General features: G+C 38.4%; 14 protein-coding genes. 5 read left to right on the top strand and 9 right to left on the bottom strand.

Features of this window, described 5'->3' with window-relative positions; all coding sequences use genetic code 11:
- Positions 1-144: 144 nt before the first annotated feature.
- From OQZ33_RS00280 to OQZ33_RS00265, 4 genes are all read left to right on the top strand, one after another.
- A complete protein-coding gene (locus OQZ33_RS00280; RefSeq protein WP_265797053.1) occupies positions 145-810 on the top strand; it encodes a DUF6904 family protein in 666 nt (221 codons plus the stop codon).
- 19 nt (positions 811-829) lie between these two features.
- Entirely contained in the window at positions 830-1,189 is a 360-nt protein-coding gene (locus OQZ33_RS00275) for a UPF0158 family protein (RefSeq protein WP_265797052.1), read from the top strand.
- A 223-nt stretch (positions 1,190-1,412) separates the two neighbouring features.
- Positions 1,413-2,165 carry a hypothetical protein gene (locus tag OQZ33_RS00270; RefSeq protein ID WP_265797051.1) on the top strand — a complete coding sequence of 251 codons (753 nt, stop codon included), beginning with the start codon at positions 1,413-1,415 and terminating at the stop codon, positions 2,163-2,165.
- A 12-nt stretch (positions 2,166-2,177) separates the two neighbouring features.
- On the top strand, positions 2,178-3,860 hold the full coding sequence (locus OQZ33_RS00265; protein WP_265797050.1) for an SWIM zinc finger family protein: 1,683 nt from the start codon (positions 2,178-2,180) through the stop codon (positions 3,858-3,860).
- 78 nt (positions 3,861-3,938) lie between these two features.
- Here the strand turns inward: OQZ33_RS00265 and OQZ33_RS00260 are convergent, their stop codons facing one another.
- Entirely contained in the window at positions 3,939-5,372 is a 1,434-nt protein-coding gene (locus OQZ33_RS00260; protein WP_265797049.1) for an AAA family ATPase, read from the bottom strand.
- A gap of 696 nt (positions 5,373-6,068) precedes the next feature.
- Here OQZ33_RS00260 and OQZ33_RS00255 point away from each other — a divergent pair.
- Positions 6,069-9,458, top strand: coding sequence for a gliding motility-associated C-terminal domain-containing protein (locus tag OQZ33_RS00255; protein WP_265797048.1), 3,390 nt, complete (start codon positions 6,069-6,071; stop codon positions 9,456-9,458).
- Positions 9,459-10,127: 669 nt separating this feature from the next.
- Here the strand turns inward: OQZ33_RS00255 and OQZ33_RS00250 are convergent.
- The 8 genes from OQZ33_RS00250 to OQZ33_RS00215 form a co-directional block, all read right to left on the bottom strand.
- Positions 10,128-10,826: a sulfite exporter TauE/SafE family protein gene (locus tag OQZ33_RS00250; protein WP_265797047.1), complete on the bottom strand. Its 699-nt coding sequence runs from the start codon at positions 10,824-10,826 to the stop codon at positions 10,128-10,130.
- The gene (locus OQZ33_RS00245) at positions 10,823-11,254 is read right to left on the bottom strand and encodes a FixH family protein (protein WP_265797046.1); all 432 of its coding nucleotides are present in this window, start codon (positions 11,252-11,254) and stop codon (positions 10,823-10,825) included. Before OQZ33_RS00245 ends, OQZ33_RS00250 begins: the two co-directional genes overlap by 4 nt.
- Positions 11,255-11,299: 45 nt before the next feature.
- Positions 11,300-12,658, bottom strand: a complete 1,359-nt coding sequence (ccoG, locus tag OQZ33_RS00240) for a cytochrome c oxidase accessory protein CcoG (protein WP_265797045.1) — start codon at positions 12,656-12,658, stop codon at positions 11,300-11,302.
- Entirely contained in the window at positions 12,642-13,607 is a 966-nt protein-coding gene (locus OQZ33_RS00235; protein ID WP_265797044.1) for a cbb3-type cytochrome c oxidase N-terminal domain-containing protein, read from the bottom strand. The genes ccoG and OQZ33_RS00235 overlap by 17 nt, the downstream gene beginning before the upstream one ends.
- On the bottom strand, positions 13,594-13,776 hold the full coding sequence (locus tag OQZ33_RS00230; protein ID WP_265797043.1) for a hypothetical protein: 183 nt from the start codon (positions 13,774-13,776) through the stop codon (positions 13,594-13,596). Before OQZ33_RS00230 ends, OQZ33_RS00235 begins: the two co-directional genes overlap by 14 nt.
- A gap of 4 nt (positions 13,777-13,780) precedes the next feature.
- Entirely contained in the window at positions 13,781-15,922 is a 2,142-nt protein-coding gene (ccoN, locus tag OQZ33_RS00225; protein WP_265797042.1) for a cytochrome-c oxidase, cbb3-type subunit I, read from the bottom strand.
- A gap of 71 nt (positions 15,923-15,993) precedes the next feature.
- The gene (ccoS, locus tag OQZ33_RS00220; RefSeq protein ID WP_265797041.1) at positions 15,994-16,173 is read right to left on the bottom strand and encodes a cbb3-type cytochrome oxidase assembly protein CcoS; all 180 of its coding nucleotides are present in this window, start codon (positions 16,171-16,173) and stop codon (positions 15,994-15,996) included.
- Positions 16,170-18,554 (bottom strand): heavy metal translocating P-type ATPase, encoded by a 2,385-nt coding sequence (locus tag OQZ33_RS00215; RefSeq protein WP_265797040.1) that lies wholly within the window; start codon positions 18,552-18,554, stop codon positions 16,170-16,172. Before OQZ33_RS00215 ends, ccoS begins: the two co-directional genes overlap by 4 nt.
- Positions 18,555-18,556 lie beyond the last annotated feature (2 nt).

The following is an 18,556-nucleotide window of genomic DNA, read 5'->3' as shown; positions in this document are numbered from 1 at the left end:
AGATCCTTTTTTGGGTTTCAAATAAAATTCCGAATGCAGATAGTAAAAAACATTTTAACCTGTTTTTTTGGAAAGTGGAATTGTTTATAAGAGCTTTCCCGAGATTCCCTAATTTAGGGGGAGAAATTATTAATATTAGCAAATATGTTACAAGCTACGCCGACAAAAAACGGAACAGGAATCTCTATCTACGGAGATTATGGAGATTTGAACAGTCTCTATGATACCGTGCATCATGTTGCTGATGCTCTGGATGAAGGTAATATTTATCAAAAAGGGGCGCATATGTTGCTTTTGAATTTTGCTTATGAGCTTAGACATGCCTTCCAGGGCACACGGCTTATCCAACAGGTCTCTTTTGACGATGAACAATCTCATCATTACTATGGTTTTCAGTTAGTGTGGACCGATTTACTGATTTTTATAAATACGCTTCGAGAAAATGCTGGCTTTATAATGACTGACCGAAAGAACCAGGCCAATCTTTACATGCTGGAATATGTTACTGAGCAGGCTTTGCTAAAATATGATGCGGTGGGCGCTGCTGATATTGTGCCGCTCTTCGGTCGTGGCCTGAGCACTGGAGGCGAAATGGCTTTTATTATTTACCAAACACTGCATATAGATTTTGTATCCATGCCAGGTGGGAAAGCAAGGTTTCGCAAGATAGCTCAATTGCTGCACAGTTATTTTTCGAGTTGGTCGCCTGAGAACAAACGAATAATTCAAGATTTGAATCATTCCGCCCGGGTCCATGGATGTGAAATTCATGAACTGGAATTCAGGGATTTCCCAGAAATTAAATGGTAATTCAATAAATTGATAAGATATGAAGATGCCCGATATAGAAATGATCAAAGTGATTGCGGAGCAATTGGACATGGGTATGCTTTGTTTTTATGATAATGTTAACGTAGAGCTTATGTCTTATACCGACCCCTTGAAAAATATAGGATATTATGATGAACTTTTTATAGACGATATCGAAAAAATTGAGGAGAATTGGGCAGACTATATTCGACTCGAAGGAATGTATAGTACAACATCCTTTACCATGATAGAGGATTTTATAAGTGAGGTGGTACCACTGAAAGAAAAGGAAGAGTTCTACATGGCACTTTCCCGTGAAAAGCCTTTTCGTCGCTTCAATGACCTAATTACAGATTATCCTGAATTGAGGAAACGGTGATTTCATTTTAAACTTGACAAAAATATGGAAAATGTGGCTGACCAATTTAAACGGCATTACGAGCAGCGAAAAATATAGAAGACTTGTTGAAAAATGCTTTCTTGAAGAACTTTAGTCCTAAGTGCCTTATACAACCATAGGGGATATTTTAAAGTCATTAAAAAGATTTATTATTTTTGATAAATGTTACTGAAGCAAATTAAATAATTTAACTAATTAACAAATGAAAAGCAAAGGCATCAATTTATTTGGAAATAAAACGATTATCCAAAACCAAGGTGTAAAATATTCAAAATTACTGGAACAGTTCATAGAACCCTATATGTCAGATTTTGCTGATACAGAATATTATGAAGACATTTTTGAGTTTGCCATCAATGCTTGGAATTTTGGTAATCTGAAAATGTTATTGCCAAAGGAAGAAACTGATGCCATTCTCAATTCTGTCAAGAAAACGGACATAAATTTGGATTTGTTGAAGAGAATGATTTACTCAAAAACAGTAAAATTTAAGGACTATGATAGTTTTATCGTAGATTTTGAAATAAAAGAAACCAGTGGAGAACCTATTTTATCTGTGGTTACCCAAGCGAAAGACGATTATCTGGCGTCGATGTTGGAGGAGTTGGAAGATGAGCATAGTCAGGAGGATTTCGAAGAAAACTATATCAATCGCAGTGCAATCATACTAAAACCATTGCAACCTTCTTTGAATTGGTATTCTAATTTGCACCCCGATGTGGATGAGACAATTGAAACAAAAACTTACCTGTTAAGTGAAGATATTGAGGACGTGGAAGCCTGGCTTAGAAAGAACTTTGATAAGTTATTTATTCTCGAACTAGAAGAAAGACATACCAATAAAAAACAATGGCCCCAAAACAGGAATTACAGAATGTTTAAAGAGTGGTTTCAGGTAGAGCTGTCAACAGGGGTTTACGATTTGGAAAAAGAACCCATCTCTAAGTCTTTATAAAAGCTTGACGCTATGCAAATACCTTTAAACGAATTTGAACAAATCGTTGATGAAGCCATTTTAAAACGAGGAGTTAATTATTATAAAAGAGGCTCTGTCATTGATCTTTCAGAGAATGCTAGTGGGGAATATGAAGCTATTGTTGCTGGTAGGGAACATTACACTGTTCGGTTAACAATTGAGAACGAAATCATCAATGAGCATCAATGTGATTGCCCTTATTATTTCGGCTCTGTGTGTAAACACGTAGTTGCAACTATTTTCTATCTGCAAAAACATTATTTACAACTCACGGAAGTTCCCCAACAAATAACAATAAAGAAAAAAACCGCTTCAACTGCCCAACAAATAAAGGCGTTGTTAAAAGACATTCCACATCAGGAACTCATCGCCTTCACAGAAGAGCAGTGTAAGAATGATAAAAAATTTGCAAATTATTTTTTAGCGACTTTTGGCTATTTAAGTAAAAACCAGTCGAAAGAAGTTTATCAAAAACAAATTCATTACATCTTAAGAACAGCCGCCGGAAAATATGATTGGATTGACTGGTCGGAAATGAAACATGTTGTAAATACTTTAATGCCTTTTTTGGAGAATGCCAATCGTTCTTTGAAAAATAGGAATTATGAAAATGTTTTTTTTATAACTACAGCTTTGCTTGAAGAGGTAACTGATGCCTTCCAATTTGCTGACGACAGTAGTGGAGATCTGGGCTATTTTATTGAATCGGCAATGGCTTTACTTTCAGAACTATCAAAACAGGAGCTTTCTGAAATCCTAAGAAAGCAGGTTTTTGATTACTGCATATGGTCTTTTAACACAAAAAAATTTGAAGGTTGGGACTGGCATTTAGGAATATTAGATCTCGCCGGTGACTTGGTTGAAAAGGAAAATGAAGCAGATGTTATTTTGGGTTGTCTGGATACGGTATCCGGAGAGTATGAAATGGAACAAGCGCAATCTCTAAAGCTGGGTTTATTGAGGCGATTTAAAAGTGAGAATGAAGTTGAAAAGTATGTCGGCCAGCATATTTCTAACGCCTCAATCCGAACAAACGAAATAGAGAAAGCATTTAAGAGCAATGATTTCTACCGAGTGATCCAGCTCTCCGAAGACGGAATTAAATGTGATAGAAAAGATAAGCCGGGCCTGGTAAAGGACTGGTATAATTGGTTGCTAAAGGCTGCCCAAGCGCAAAGACATACACAAAAAATCATCGAATATGCGAGGCTTTTATTTATCGACAATTTTTATCCCCAACAGGACTACTATCAAATCTTAAAAGATCATATTGATGCTGAAAACTGGGACGCTTTTTTGGAAGAAATCATTACAGAAACTTCAGCCATAAAAAGATGGGGTTACCTGGATTTAATACGGCAGATATACATCAAAGAAGAGTGGTGGGAACGGTTGTTTGTGATGCTAAAACTAAACCCGTCAATGGAAAAGATTGAGCAAAACGAAGAATATTTAGCAAAAGATTACGCCCCTGAATTGATTGGGCTTTACAGCGAGAGGATTCTGGATTATGTTGCTGGTTCCGTTGGGCGAAGCCATTATCGCACCGCTTGCAAGTATTTGCGTAGAATGATGAAGTTAGGCGGAAATCAAGAGGTTAATACTTTGATTGAGTTCTTTAGAAAACAATACCCGCAACGGAAAGCTTTAATAGATGAATTAAATCAGATCTGAAATGCCGAGATCATCGATTTTACTATTGCCGAGTGGATAAATGAATACGTCTGATACAGAAATAGGGTAGATATTATACTAAGGTAAAAACAAATCATCCATGGTGACTTCGTTCTGTACCAAGCCAATAGAATACATATTGTTTTTAGTGCCATAGGTTGTAACCATGGCTAGGAACAGTGCTTTTTTAGTTTTACTCTCCCGACGAAATATATCAAGTTTGTTCTTTAACTCAGTAGCATAGGTTTTATCAATAGCAAACTCAGCATATGAGAACTTCATTTCACATATGCTTATCACATTATCCTGTCTGTCCAGCAAAAGATCGACCTGTGCACCGTTTCCATCTTTAGGAGAATGCCGCCAAGCTGATGTTTCCGTGAACACTCCAGAAATACCAAGCGCCTGTTTAATATTATCTGTATGCTTCATACAGATCCCTTCAAAGGCATAACCACTCCAACTCCTCCAGGAAGACGTCGATGATTTTTTTAGCCATGTGCCTGCACCGGTGGCGCGGGAATGTTCAATAAATTTAAGGTAGAAAAGGCTGTATTCATCGCTAAGCTTGTAAATGCTCTGATTGGCATTCTTCCGGAAAGGCAGGTGCGGAGTAATGAAGCCAGACTCCACAATTTCCTCAAGTAAAAGACTGATAGTCCCCCCACTCTGTAGGTTGCATATCCGTATGATTTCGTTTCTTGTTAATCCCGATGGTTTGTCCGCGAGTGCTTTGACTACGGAAATATGCCTGTCTGCGTTTTCGAAAAGAGAACGGTATAGGTTTGCGAATTCTGTTGAAAGGAGACCATCCTTGGTGAAGCAAAGCCGGTCAATGACCTGGGTAGCACTTTCCCCTTTTTTTAGTTCTTTCAGATAATGGGGGACACCGCCCATTGCCATAAAAATGGTTAGCACCTGGTAACGGTCAATATGGATATTATTGCTTTTTAGGTACTGTTCTGTCTCGTGCAATGTGAAAGGTAACAGGCGGATTTTACGCGTTAAACGATTGTGCAGACCTCCTTTACTGTTGACAACTTTTTTGATCATCCAAGTGGCCGCAGATCCACAGATAGTAACAATCAGGTTTGGCTGCTGTGAGGCCCATTGGTTCCAGAAATATTCGAATGCAGAAAGAAAGCCTGATTTATGCGAGCTTAACCAAGGGAACTCGTCAAAGAAGATTACAGCTTTTCTTTTTTTAAGTATAGGGGCTGCAAATTCCCTGAGTTGCCAGAAAGCTTCCGTCCAGTTCTTAGGAGCTGCAGGAGTTAATCCTGAGCCTAGTGCATCTGCGATAGCCTTGCTGAAATTGAGTAATTGCTCGCTAGCATTCGCATCGTGAACTCCCGACAGTTCAAAAATGAGCTGTTTCTGGAAGACCGATCGGATCAAGAAAGTTTTTCCGACTCTTCTCCTGCCAAAGACTGCTAAGAGTTCTGATGAGGACGAAGCAAGCGCCTCTGACAATATTTTCTTTTCCGCTATTCTTCCGATGAGCAATTCCATATTTCTTCTTCTAAGAGGTTAAAACAATTTTATCCGCAGCCAAAACATTGTTCAAATATAGTGTTTTGGCTGTGGATAAAAAAAATATCTTCAGCCAAAACGTATATAAAATGAGTTAATTTGGCTGTTGATAGATAGTTTTTTGTTTTAATAAAAGTTCCTTTACTCATGGCGATTTAGTAAGTCTCGTTTACAAAAATTAGTTTTTTCGGCTTTCTTAATACTCTGTAGCTTCTTATGGCTTAATGATTTTTCTTGGGTTAAATAAATTCATTTCGTAAATTTGAGTGATAACATTTGAGCCCAATAATAGTCATTTTGGATAGTTAGTGAGTCGTAATTTTGTTTGCAGGTAGTTGTTAATCAGAAGATTGTTTGAGTAAGGCTTGTTCTGGCTTCGTCGGGTTTTTCCGTAAATTATTGATTTCAGATAATTAATATGTTTATCTCAATAAAAAGATGATATCAGTTGTTTTGGTATGTTGGCAAACTCTTCCATCGCTACATTTGGCTATGTTTTAATAACTTTAGCTATAAATTATTTCTATAGCTATTAGTAAGATTATAGATGAGTAATCTTCAATTGTAAAACACTTAATATACATGACATAGAGCCTTTTAACACATTTCTTCTGCTGGTAAAAAAAAGATTAAATTCTGCTACATTTGCTTTATTAATAAACTGCGCCCTCACCCATGTTTCGATTACTGTTCTTGTTTTTATTCTTATCGACCTTTGGCGTGGTCCATGCGGAGATATTTACGGTGGGTAGTCAACTCGACAGCGGGCCGGGCACGTTGAGAGAAGCTTTAGAAAAAGCGGGCGCCAATGGAAGTGCTGAAACTGACTATATACATTTTACGGCTACAGCCAGGCTCATTAGCTTGAAATCGCCACTAATACTTTCTTCTCATCTTGTTATTGACGGGACTACCCTACCGGGTGCGGCGCTTGGTTTATCTGATGCTAAAGTAACGATCGAAACCGTGATTCCTTATACCGATTATACCGAAAGAACGGCGCTGAAAGGGACGGCTGTTAACCATCTTGAAATTTATGGTTTAAGTTTTTCAAATTTTGCGGCTGGAGGAAGGGGAGCTAGCCCGATTTATATTGCACAAAGCACTAATATTACCATTGGAGCTGTTGGAAAGGGTAATATTTTCTTAACCTGCGATTATGATGTTTACCTGTTTAAATGTAAAACCATTAAAGTTTCGGCAAATTGGTTTGGTATTGCAGCCGATAAGAAAACAGCGGTTGGCCCTGCCTTTGGGGGTACGCTCAATTTTAGGTTATGTGATGATGTAATGGTTGGAGGCGACACGAAGGAGGAAGGAAACCTCTGGGGTTTTCGGGATTATGGGGTAATGATATCAGGGATTAACCCCACTACACAAGCTGTAGAGGCTACCGGCGAGAAGTGTATTGTTAAGAACAACAGTTTTGGGGTGGAGAGCGTAGGTGTAGGTATTGGTGCCCGCGGGTATATTCAGGATTTTAGGAATGTAGAACTCATCAATAATACCTTTTTGGGGAGTGGTGGTTTCGATTTCAAAAATATTCACAACTCTGGAAAGATACAGGGAAACCGGATGGGGATACGAAGTGATGGAAGCAAATCTTATGCTTACAGTACTATAGGCTTGGAAAACTGCTCCAATATGATCATTGGCGGGAAAAATCCTGGAGAAGAAAATGTAATGGCCAACCGGGTAAGCTTTGGGCCGGGAACACCTGGTGTAAGTGCAAACAACTGTGGCGACATTTTATTGCAAAGAAATTCGATTTATTGTATTTCATCCATGCCCATTACCTATAAATCAGAAAAATCAAAAGTAGAAATTCCGGTTATTAAAATTGATGAATACGATAATGGTTCTTTAAAGGGAACCGCTACGCCTAATGCAGAAATTGAAGTGTTTTCGGATGGAGAATGTTACCAGTGTGATGCAAAGAAATATTTAGGAAGTAGTTTTGCTGATGGGCAAGGAAACTGGAAGATGACCATTCCGGCCAATGTCGGCTTTACGGCATCGGCTACTTTAAATAATCGTACCTCGGAGTTTTTAGGGATGGGTTTACAAATGGGTAATTACATTATTAAACAGCCTACTTGCGGGCAGGCAAATGGTTCAATTACCGGAATTGTGGTGCAGGGTGCTACAGCCATTGAATGGCGAAACGCAGAAAAAAAATTAATCGGCACCAATGCCGATTTAAAAGACCTACCGCCTGGAACTTATTCTTTTACTGCATTTTTGGGTACGGCCTGTAAAACACAAACTTTTACTTGGGAGCTAAAAGATATTACGCCCCAATTGTATACCGCTTTGATGAAAACACAGCCTGCTACCTGCAGTATGGAGAATGGTGGAATTAGCAATGTATTTTTATCGAATTTGGAGGCCGCAAAAACGAAGTCTGTTAGCTGGTTAAATGATGCAGATGAGGTTAAGGGAACTGCGCTTACTTTACAAAATGTTAAAGGGGGTAATTACAGACTCAAAGTGGTTAGCACCGACAACTGTACAGTTGTTTTTGGCCCTTTTAATATTCCTGCGGAAGGTGCTCCGGTTGCAGACCTTACAAAAATGCTGATTGAACATGCAGATTGTGATCGCAAAAATGGCAGCATAACGGGTTTGATTGCTTCAGGAAAAGAAGCCATAACTTTTATATGGCGAAATGAAAAGCAGGATATCGTGGGTACCGAAGCAAATTTACGCGGAGTACCAGCTGGTAAATATACCGTCGAAGTTAAAGATCAGGGTACTTGCGGATCACTTTTTTATTCCTTTATCATCGAGGAAAAAAATGGAATAACGGTTGATGATTCGGCATACGATTTAAGAAATGCAGGATGTACAACCAATGATGGCTGGATAAAAAACCTGAAGATTAGTTCTTCTGATCGGTTAACCTACAAGTGGACAAATGATGCTGGATTAGATTTTGGCCATCAAATAGATGTTGTAAACCTTGCGCCAGGTAAGTATAAATTAACAATTGCAAATACTTACTGTATCAAAACGCTGGAGTATAACATCATCAGGCAAAGTGCAAAGGTTTTTCCAGAACTGATTTACAAGATTTCCGATGCCGCATGTGGTGAAGATTCGGGTATGATCACGGTTCAAACTTCGGGTATTGATGCAGGAACAAAACTGCGTTGGACGGATGCAACCGGCGCTACTATTGGCCGTACGAATACGATAACTGGATTGAAAACCGGTAAATACAGTTTGTTTTTAACGGACGAAAAAGAATGTGAACAACACTTTAAAGACTACACAGTTTTGCGTATTGAACCCTTGGTGATGGATTTAGCTGAGGTAAATAACAAGGCCGACCATTGTGCAATGGGCCTTGGAGCAATTAGTAATGTGATGATTAAGGGCGGGGTTGCGCCTTATCAGTACGAGTGGTTGAACAACCAGGAAGAGGTTGTGGGCAGGCAGCCGATATTAGTAAATGTACCATACGGATTGTATAAACTCAAGGTAACTGATAACAGCGGTAGTAGCTGTAATTTTGTAGAAAAAGAATTTGTAATAGACAACATTGGAGAGGAGATTGAAGCGCCCGCAGTAGCTGATGTTAAGCTATGTGGCGAAGGTGAGGGAACTATAAGGGTGTTAAATCCTGTTGCAGGTACCTATAAACTATATCAATTTGAAACCAGCCGACAGGCATTAATAGAAAACAATACGGGTTTATTTACATTGGAAATGGTAAAATCTAAATCGTATTTCCTGAGTTTGGCCAATGGAAATTGTGAAAGCAAACGTACTGCAGTGCCGGTTACTTTTGCCGAGAAAGCGGTAGATGTTCCTTCATCATTTTCACCAAATGGTGATGGGGCGAATGATACCTGGATAATTAAGAATATTGAACAATATCCTCAAGTCTTAATAAAGGTTTTTAACCGTTTAGGCAATGTGGTATTTAATAGCAGTGGTTATGGAATCCCATTTGACGGGCGAAGTAATGGTAAAATCCTTCCTGTGGGTGTATATTACTATACTATTCATCTGGCGACAAAGTGTAAAAGTATTTCTGGTAGTTTGATGTTGATGAGGTAAGCCCTGTTTTTATGGCTATCTACTATAAAATGATTACATAAAATCTTAATATTGTTAAGCCATTTTTCTAACTCTGTAAATATTATCCTATCAAACTTGTTGTTATAAAATTAGGGTTAATTAATGAATGTTTCGTCACAGAATTAGGGTAAATATAATGAATAATTGTAATAGAATTAGGGTAATTGTATATGGCGTTGATACTGAAATGTTCGCGAAAATCATTTATTAATTTCTTGATATTTTGTAGCTGGTTTTATTTAGATGATTTTTCTTGTGTTTTACTTAGAGAAATCGTCGATCCCTGACCATTGACAAAAGTATCTGCCTACGCCTTGCAAGGCATACCTTTGCATCATTATGAGTTTTCAAATTATATTCCGAGCATTTGTACATTGCAGGATACGAGTAATATAGCCTCATTTATCTCTATTCAAATCAATATAATATGGAACTGATGGTGCCAGAGATTTGCAGTTTAGGCCAAACTATGCTCCTTGGGCGATACGGTATTGAGTGATTGAGTTTCTTCTGAAATATGAAAGAGTTATCCTTTAATTTCTAAGTGCGTTATTTGCTCTTGCAGATCGAAAAGAACTGCATAAGTTTATTTCCGCTAGCCCTTCAGGTAAATACATCAGGAAGCTGGGAATTCTTACTCCGATTAAGCTATTTGCATGAAGCTGCATGTCCAAAAGATCCTGTGATTTTAGGGGAAATAAATGGGATGCCAAGATCAGCGGAGCGGAGAATAAATAAAACACCGATAGCCAACATAAACCATGGAATTAATTGTTGAGAATTGAAGCGGATGTATTTTTTAAGGTAAATTCTGCTCATGGAAATCATCATCATCAGCGGTGTTGTTCCTAAACCAAAGAGGAACATAAATGTTCCTCCGGAAGTTACATTACCTGTATTTAATGCTGTTGCTAATGCTAAATAAACCATTCCACAGGGGATCAGCCCGTTTAACATGCCAGCAAATAAGCCCCAAAGCCTAAGGTTAAAAACCTCAGACATCAGCCTACTGATCGGGTTTAGCAACTTATTCTGGATTTTCGAAAATCGAAATTGTGTAAACCTGCTCAGACGCAGTGCAGTGAATACTATCAGTATAATTCCAATGGTTAAACTAAGTACTTTCTGGTTACTAAAAATCTTTATACTACTGCCTATTGCACCCACGGCCAGGCCTAAAAAGGTGTAAATTAAAATACGGCCAAATTGATAAAGTAAAAGTTGTAATGATGATTCCAGAAAACTCCTTTTTTGAAACGGCATACCAAGCATAATCGGCCCGCACATTACCGCACAATGCAGGCTCCCAAAAAGGCCCATTAAAAAAGCAAGGGGGAGAAGATTCATTGTAGCGTGATATTTTTCTTGAACATGAATTCTTTTCCTTTTACTTTCCATTGAAGTTTTAAAAACCACAAACCTTTTGGAAGATCATTCCGCTGAATAAGAATTAGATTTGAACTGCCAACCGTGAAACCATTTCTTGTTTTATCATCAGTAATATTTGATGCCCTTTTTAAATTTAGATTATAACTGGCAGAATCCTTCAATTTAATGATGATTTGCTGAGCTGAAATATTTATTTCAGGTTCAGCGTCGGCATTTAACATTTGCTTCGTCGCATTAAATTCATCATCATAATTGATCCCCTGTTCGTAATAATCGTCTTCAATTAATGCATCTCTACCATGAACGTAAAACATATAACAAACCATAACAATGATGAAAAGCATGAAGGTAACCATGCCCACAACTATTTTTGCTCCCCAATTCATATCTCATTTATTTAATCATAAAACACCACACCCTCAGAAATTTTACTATTCTGGTTGTGCAAAAAAACTGGTACTGGCTTCACTAATTACTTTCCCATCTACCCAAACCTCAAAGACAGCATCAGTTTTATATTCTTTGATCGTTTCATTTTTTCTGATCAAAAAGAAAGTCACCTGTGCACTCCCTTCTTTTGGTAAAACTTCGGCAGCCTGGATAAACTCAATTTTATCGTCACGATCTTTCGATCTAAACAGAAATTTCATTTCTCTATTTGTTTTATTGATCATTTCGGCATTGTAAAGATTGCTGGTTTCCTTATTTTTTCTCACTTGGAATAGCGTTCCACTTGCTCTTAAAACTGTTGTTTGTACGTCTTCTCTTTTATAAATGAGCGATGAAAAAACAATCATCACCAGAAATAGAACCGCTGCATAGCCATAAGATTTCAATCCGATTTTATAAGGCTTACGATCTTGCACAAATTCTTGATTATAAAATCCTATTAACCGCTGTGGCCTACCAATTTTAATCATCACTTCATCGCAAGCATCAATACAGGCAGTACAGTTAATACATTCGGCTTGCGTACCTTTTCTAATGTCAATACCTGTTGGGCAAACCTGAACACATAGGCTACAATCAACACAATCGCCTTTATTAGTGATAAAACTGTCTTTTTGCAAACGGCCTCTGGGTTCTCCTCTTGAAAAATCATAAGCCACAACCAAACTTTGATTATCAAGTAAAACGCCTTGCAATCTACCATAGGGACATATCACGGTACAAACGACTTCTCTTACGTAAGCAAAAACCAGGTAGAATATTATGGTAAATAAGCAAATAGAAATAAATCCTGAAAGATGTTGTTTGATGGGTTCGGTAATTATTGTAAATAACAAATCAGAACTGATGATATAAGCTAAAAAGGTGTTGGCAATGCAAAATGAAATCAGTAAAAAAATAATGTGTTTAAGGCCCTTTTTGAAAAACTTTTCTCCGTTCCAATTCTGAGCATTTAACTTCTTTTGTTTATTTGCATCTCCTTCAATCCAGTATTCTATCCTTCGGAAAACCATCTCCATAAAAATAGTTTGAGGGCAGGCCCAACCGCACCATAGTCTGCCCAAAACCACTGTAAAACAAACAATAAAGATGGCGAAGATGAGCATTGCCAATGCAAACAGATAGAAATCCTGAGGAGTAAATAACAATCCAAAGAATACAAATTTTCGTTCTAAAAAATTGAGTAATACCAACTGCTCTCCATTTAACTTCACAAACGGACAAGCAAACAATAACAGCAATAAAGCGTAGCTTACCCATATCCGGCGGGTGTATAATTTACCCGATGGTTTTTTAGGGTAAAGCGCATCCCTGTCTTTTGCTTTACTTTTTCGTTGCATCTGTAACGCTCAAACTATCCCCAACACTTTTCATTGAGTTATCCCGAGGATTTTTTTCCTCGTATTTATCACCTTGCGGGGCCTTCGCTCCTGCAGGCCTGGTATCTTTTAAAGACATAATATAATTGGAAACAGCACTGATCTGCTTCGGACTAAGTGTTTTTTCCCAGCTAATCATTCCTTTATCTGGAACACCATATTTTATCGTTTTAAAAATGTTGTTAATTCCCCCGCCATGAAGCCAAAATTCATCCGTTAAGTTTGGCCCGATAACTCCCTGTGCTTTATCTCCATGGCAGACCACGCAATTCGTATTGAAAATGCCTTTTCCCTCTTCTAGGACGGTTTGAGTGTTATCGAATTTTACCGAGTTTTCATCTATTGTATTTGATGATTTTTCTAAAAAAGCGGCTTTTTCTTCCTGTGCTTTTACCATTTCATTTGCATATTCCTGGTCTTGTAAATCGCCGTAACCACCAATATGATAATAGAACAGATAGCAAATGGCAAAAATCATGGTGCCAAAAAACAAAACGTTAAACCAGGCTGGAACAGGATTATTAAGCTCCTTGATCCCATCATAAGCATGATCTATTTCCAGGTCTTTTTCTTGGTCAATAGGTTTTAAACTCAAAAGTTTTTCCCAAACCGATGGTTTATTTTTCTTTTGCTTCAACCACGAATCGTAATCCAGAATGGGCGATTCCACTGGCGGTGAATAAGGGGTTGGATTCAACTGCTCCCGATACATCACCTTGAAAGCATTTAACAAAGTAATCGATACAAAAAGCAGTATGAATGCAAAGATCAGCAACATGATAATTAACAAACTGGTTTGACTCAATCCTAAGCCAGGGCTTGATGGCATTACAGTAACTGCTTTTTCCTCAGCTGCAAAAACGCTTAACGATAAAGCTGAAAATATTATAGCGAGATTAATCTTCTTCATATTCTTTTGGTTGATTATCTTGAAAAGGCATTTCACTCATGATCTCGATATGCTTTTTATTTAATTTAATGAGGTAAATGCCTACAATTAAAAAGAATACCATAAACATGAGCAAGGAGCTGATGAGGTAAATTTCTCCCCCATCTAAGTTTTTAATTTGATTAAACATAGTATTATTGATTAGATGGGATTACTTCTTTATTTGCCTTGATATCAGTACCCAGGCGCTGCAGATAAGCAATAATGGCTACAATTTCTTTATCACTATTTACTTTGATGTTATTCTGTTTCAAATCCGTAGCAATTTTTTCAGCCTGAATTTTCAAATCATCATTTGCCCTTTGATCATAACCATCGGGATAGGGAACGCCTAAAGTTTGCATTGCCCTTATTTTAGCAGGTGTTGTAGAAACATCAAGCCGTTGCTCAGTTAACCAAGGGTAGGGGGGCATAATGCTTCCTGGCGACATGGAAGTCGGATCAACTAAGTGATTGTAATGCCAGGCATGAGAATATTTACCGCCCAGCCGATGCAAATCTGGTCCGGTGCGTTTACTTCCCCATAAAAATGGATGGTCGTAAACATACTCTCCCGCTTTACTATATTCGCCATAACGTTCGGTTTCTGAACGAAATGGGCGAACTGTTTGCGTATGGCAGTTCACGCAGCCTTCTCTGATGTATAAATCTCTTCCTTGTAATTCCAAAGCAGAATATGGTTTCACACTGGCAATGGTTGGAACGTTCGATTTTATGGTAAAAGTTGGCATCATCTCTACCATTCCACCAATTAAAATGATAAGGAGAGAAAAAACCATAAACTTCATCGGTTTACGCTCCAATACCCTATGCCAGCCCTTATCAGCAGCAGAATGATCAACAATTTCTTTCGGCAAAGGCATAGCTTCGGCTGCTTCGTTAGCCACTAACTTACCAGCAAGCATCGTTTTTGCTAAATTGTATGTCATGGCGATTACACCAATCAAGTAAAAAGCTCCGCCAACTGACCTTAACACATGCATTGGAATAATTTGCAAGGTAGTAGCAAGAAAATTTGGATATTTCAATAAACCTTCAGGCGTGAATTCCTTCCACATTAATCCTTGGGTGAAACCTGCCCAGTACATTGGAATGGCATAGAAAAGAATGCCTAATGTGCCGATCCAAAAGTGGAAGCCGGCAAGTTTTTTAGAATATAATTCCGTCATATAAATTCGGGGAATCAGCCAGTACAAAACGCCGAAGGTTAAGAAACCATTCCAACCCAATGCCCCTACGTGTACGTGAGCAACAATCCAGTCGGTAAAATGTGCAATGCCATTAATTTGCTTTAATGACAATAATGGTCCTTCGAAGGTTGCCATACCGTAAGCCGTCAGCGCAACCACCATAAATTTAAGTGTTACATCTTCACGTACTTTATCCCAGGCACCGCGAAGTGTCAGTAAGCCATTAATCATGCCTCCCCAACTTGGTGCAATCAGCATAATAGAAAAGGCTACACCTAATGATTGCGCCCATCCTGGTAAAGAAGTATAAAGCAAATGGTGCGGGCCAGCCCAGATATAAATGAAAATGAGTGACCAAAAGTGAAGAATACTTAATTTATAAGAGTATACTGGCCTATTGGCCATTTTCGGCAAATAATAATACATCATTCCCAGATAAGGCGTGGTTAAGAAAAATGCCACCGCATTATGTCCGTACCACCACTGCACAAGTGCATCTTGTACGCCAGCATACACATAATAACTTTTTAGAAATGAGATGGGCAATTCGAAAGAGTTTACTAAATGTAGCACGGCAATGGTTACGAACGTAGCGATGTAAAACCAAATGGCCACATATAAATGTCTTTCTCGTCTTTTAATGATGGTCCCAAACATGTTGATCCCAAATACTACCCAGATTACGGTAATGGCAATATCAATCGGCCACTCTAGCTCCGCATATTCGTGTGAGGTGGTAAAGCCAAGTGGTAAGGTAATAGCTGCTGCCACAATAATTAATTGCCAGCCCCAGAAATGAATTTTACTCAATACATCGCTAAACATTCTTGCTTTTAACAAGCGTTGTAGTGAGTAATAAACACCCATAAAAATCGCATTACCCACAAAAGCAAAAATAACCGCATTGGTGTGTAATGGCCTGATTCTCCCGAACGTGGTATACTGATTGCCCATGTTCATGGCAGGTTTAAATAGCTGCATGGCCACCAGTAAACCAACGGTCATCCCAACGATCCCCCAAACCAGGGTGGCGATTCCAAAGTTTCTGACAATCTTATTATCGTAAGTAAATTTTTCTAACTGCATAAAAAGGAAGAGTTTTGTTTGTTTAATACACCAAAGGTATCTCGCATGCTAATGTAGAATGATGATAGTGCTTAGCTCAAAAAGTGATCTTCTTCACTTTTTTGATTTTCAGGTTCATCATCAAAAAGGATTCGGATTCCGGGCGTATGCACATCATCATTCTGCCCTGTTTTGTAAGCCCAGAAAAAAGCACCAAGAAAGATCAGGGCCATTAAAACACTGGAGCCTACCAAAAAGTATAGAATGTTCATATCAGTTTATTTTTACGAGCATAAATCCGCGTTGCGAAAGTGGTGAAGCAAATAATTGTGACCGTGCTGATGGGCATTAAAACTGCAGCCACTAATGGATAAAGTGTGCCTTGAACAGCATAGAAAATACCCACGCAGTTGTATGCTGTAGCAATTGCGAAGCTTGCTTTTATGATTTTCAGTCCATCTTTACTAAGTTGTGCAAAATGAGGAAGGTAGTTAATCGAACTTCCCTTTAAAATTGCATCGCAGCCCGGTGTGAAGTTGTTGATGTTATCGGTTATTGCGATACCAAAATTGCTCTGTTTCAATCCTCCGGCGTCATTTAATCCATCACCAAGCATCATTACTTTTTTTCCGCTTTGCTGCAATGCTAAAATGTTGTTCAGCTTCTCGTGGGGGCTTTGGCGGAACTTCATTTTTGTTGCTGTTGAGAAAATGGTTTTTAACCTCCATAAATCTTTATCAGTATCACCAGATAAAAGGTGGATTTGATATTTTGATAAGTCCAACATCAACTGTTTCAACCCTGGCCGCCATTGCTGTTCCACATCAAAATGTCCTTTATAAACATGGTCGATTAAAATGTGTACGCCAGATTTGCTAATATTTTCGACAGTAATGGGCAACATAGATAGGTGCCCTGCATAAATACTGCGTCGGTCAATTTTCGCAGCTAAACCTTTACCCAATACTTCACGGTAATCTTTAAGGGGATGAAAATGATCTACATCCAATGTTTTAAGAATTTGCCGGCTTAAAGGGTGGCTGGAGTTTCTTAACAGCGAAGCGACGAGTACTTTTTCATCATTCTCGAGATGTCCGCCAAAAGAAATGGCAGCATTTTCTGTGCTCGTTAACGTTCCGGTTTTATCAAAAACAATGGTATCACATTTTGCCAATTCTTCCACCGCATCTGTGTTTTTGACATAAAAGCCTTTTTTATCAAAAACGGATAAAATAGCTGATAAGGTAAATGGAGTACTCAGCGCTAAAACACAAGGACAAGCTACGATAATTACCGCCGTAAATGCCGACCAGGCTTTGCTGCTTTCATCCTGAAAAAGCCAATACCCTGTTGCGGCAAAAGCAATGATAAAAACACCTAAGCTGAAAAACTTCGCGACACTATCATTAAAAGTTTCCTTTTCAACTGCATTTTTATAGTTTTCGTTATTCCATAAACCTGTCAGATAACTCTGTGATACTGGTTTAATTACTTCCAGTTCAATGGCTTCAGTGGTTTGGCGACCACCTGCATAAATAATCTCCCCTAAAACTTTATGTACAGGTTCTGATTCACCAGTTACAAAACTCATGTCCATCCAGGCATCGCCTTTCATTAAAATGGCATCAGCTGGAACGAGTTCTCCATTTCTGATCCATAAACGATCACCAAGTTGAATCTCATTAATAGACACAGGTTTCTCCTTTCCATTTTCCAGTGTAGTAACCGCAATCGGAAAGTAAGAACGGTAATCACGATCGAACGAAATATGATGATAAGTGCGTTGTTTCAACCACTTACCCATCAAAAGTAAAAACACCAAGCCTGTTAACGTATCTGCGAAGCCCGGGCCAGTATTTAATACGATTTCAAATGCAGTTCGAAAAAACAATACCGCTATAATTAAAGCTAAGGGCGTATCGAGGTTAACATGTTTATGTTTTAAACTGGTTATGGCGGAAACGAAGTAATCCCGGCCGCAAAAAAAAGCAGCAGGAATAGAAAACGCAAGATTGAGCCAGCCGAATAAGTATTGAAACTTTTTTTCTAAACCTGAAAGTCCGAAATACTCCGGGAAGCTGAAGAGCATGACGTTGCCCATTAGAAATCCAGCGGTTGCAATCTTCAAAACTAATGTCTTATCCACCGAACTGCTGTGTGCTTTCACTACATCCTGTAAGCTGATTAGTGGTTCGTAGCCAATTTGATTTAACATTTCTACCAGTTGCCTTAAAGAAATTTCCTCGTGATTATAGCTGATGGTAACCTGTTTTTTCAAAAAATCGATTCTCGAACTGAAAACTGCTGGATTGATCTTGTAAAGATGTTCCAATAGCCAAATGCAGGAACTACAGTGAATGGCAGGTATGTAAAATGTGATAATACTGGAGCTTTGATGTTTATAATCTAAAAGTTGGGTGATAATATTGGGTTCATCGAGATAGTCAAGATGGCTTTCGCCCTTAAATTGCTGCCCAGGGCTATTGTTGTAGTGATAGTAGTTACAAAGATTATTTGCTGACAAAATCTTATACACCCCGAGACAACCACTGCAACAAAATTTCTTATTGTCAAAAGTATGATTAAGCTTTGGCAGATCTTCTCCACAGTGATAACACAAGGTTTCTATTGTAATGTTCTTTTCATCTTCCATTC

The sequence above is a fragment of the Pedobacter sp. MC2016-05 genome, assembly GCF_026239735.1.
Classification (GTDB): domain Bacteria; phylum Bacteroidota; class Bacteroidia; order Sphingobacteriales; family Sphingobacteriaceae; genus Pedobacter.
Note: the sequence above shows the minus strand (reverse complement) of the source record. Positions and strands in the feature narration are given on the sequence as shown.

What these genes read in the sequence shown, in the direction of transcription:
- OQZ33_RS00280 (WP_265797053.1), top strand. Translation starts at nt 145, where the DNA reads ATGTTACAAGCTACGCCGACAAAAAACGGAACAGGAATCTCTATCTAC.
- OQZ33_RS00275 (WP_265797052.1), top strand. Translation starts at nt 830, where the DNA reads ATGAAGATGCCCGATATAGAAATGATCAAAGTGATTGCGGAGCAATTG.
- OQZ33_RS00270 (WP_265797051.1), top strand. Translation starts at nt 1,413, where the DNA reads ATGAAAAGCAAAGGCATCAATTTATTTGGAAATAAAACGATTATCCAA.
- OQZ33_RS00265 (WP_265797050.1), top strand. Translation starts at nt 2,178, where the DNA reads ATGCAAATACCTTTAAACGAATTTGAACAAATCGTTGATGAAGCCATT.
- OQZ33_RS00260 (WP_265797049.1), bottom strand. Translation starts at nt 5,372, where the DNA reads ATGGAATTGCTCATCGGAAGAATAGCGGAAAAGAAAATATTGTCAGAG.
- OQZ33_RS00255 (WP_265797048.1), top strand. Translation starts at nt 6,069, where the DNA reads ATGTTTCGATTACTGTTCTTGTTTTTATTCTTATCGACCTTTGGCGTG.
- OQZ33_RS00250 (WP_265797047.1), bottom strand. Translation starts at nt 10,826, where the DNA reads ATGAATCTTCTCCCCCTTGCTTTTTTAATGGGCCTTTTTGGGAGCCTG.
- OQZ33_RS00245 (WP_265797046.1), bottom strand. Translation starts at nt 11,254, where the DNA reads ATGAATTGGGGAGCAAAAATAGTTGTGGGCATGGTTACCTTCATGCTT.
- ccoG (WP_265797045.1), bottom strand. Translation starts at nt 12,658, where the DNA reads ATGCAACGAAAAAGTAAAGCAAAAGACAGGGATGCGCTTTACCCTAAA.
- OQZ33_RS00235 (WP_265797044.1), bottom strand. Translation starts at nt 13,607, where the DNA reads ATGAAGAAGATTAATCTCGCTATAATATTTTCAGCTTTATCGTTAAGC.
- OQZ33_RS00230 (WP_265797043.1), bottom strand. Translation starts at nt 13,776, where the DNA reads ATGTTTAATCAAATTAAAAACTTAGATGGGGGAGAAATTTACCTCATC.
- ccoN (WP_265797042.1), bottom strand. Translation starts at nt 15,922, where the DNA reads ATGCAGTTAGAAAAATTTACTTACGATAATAAGATTGTCAGAAACTTT.
- ccoS (WP_265797041.1), bottom strand. Translation starts at nt 16,173, where the DNA reads ATGAACATTCTATACTTTTTGGTAGGCTCCAGTGTTTTAATGGCCCTG.
- OQZ33_RS00215 (WP_265797040.1), bottom strand. Translation starts at nt 18,554, where the DNA reads ATGGAAGATGAAAAGAACATTACAATAGAAACCTTGTGTTATCACTGT.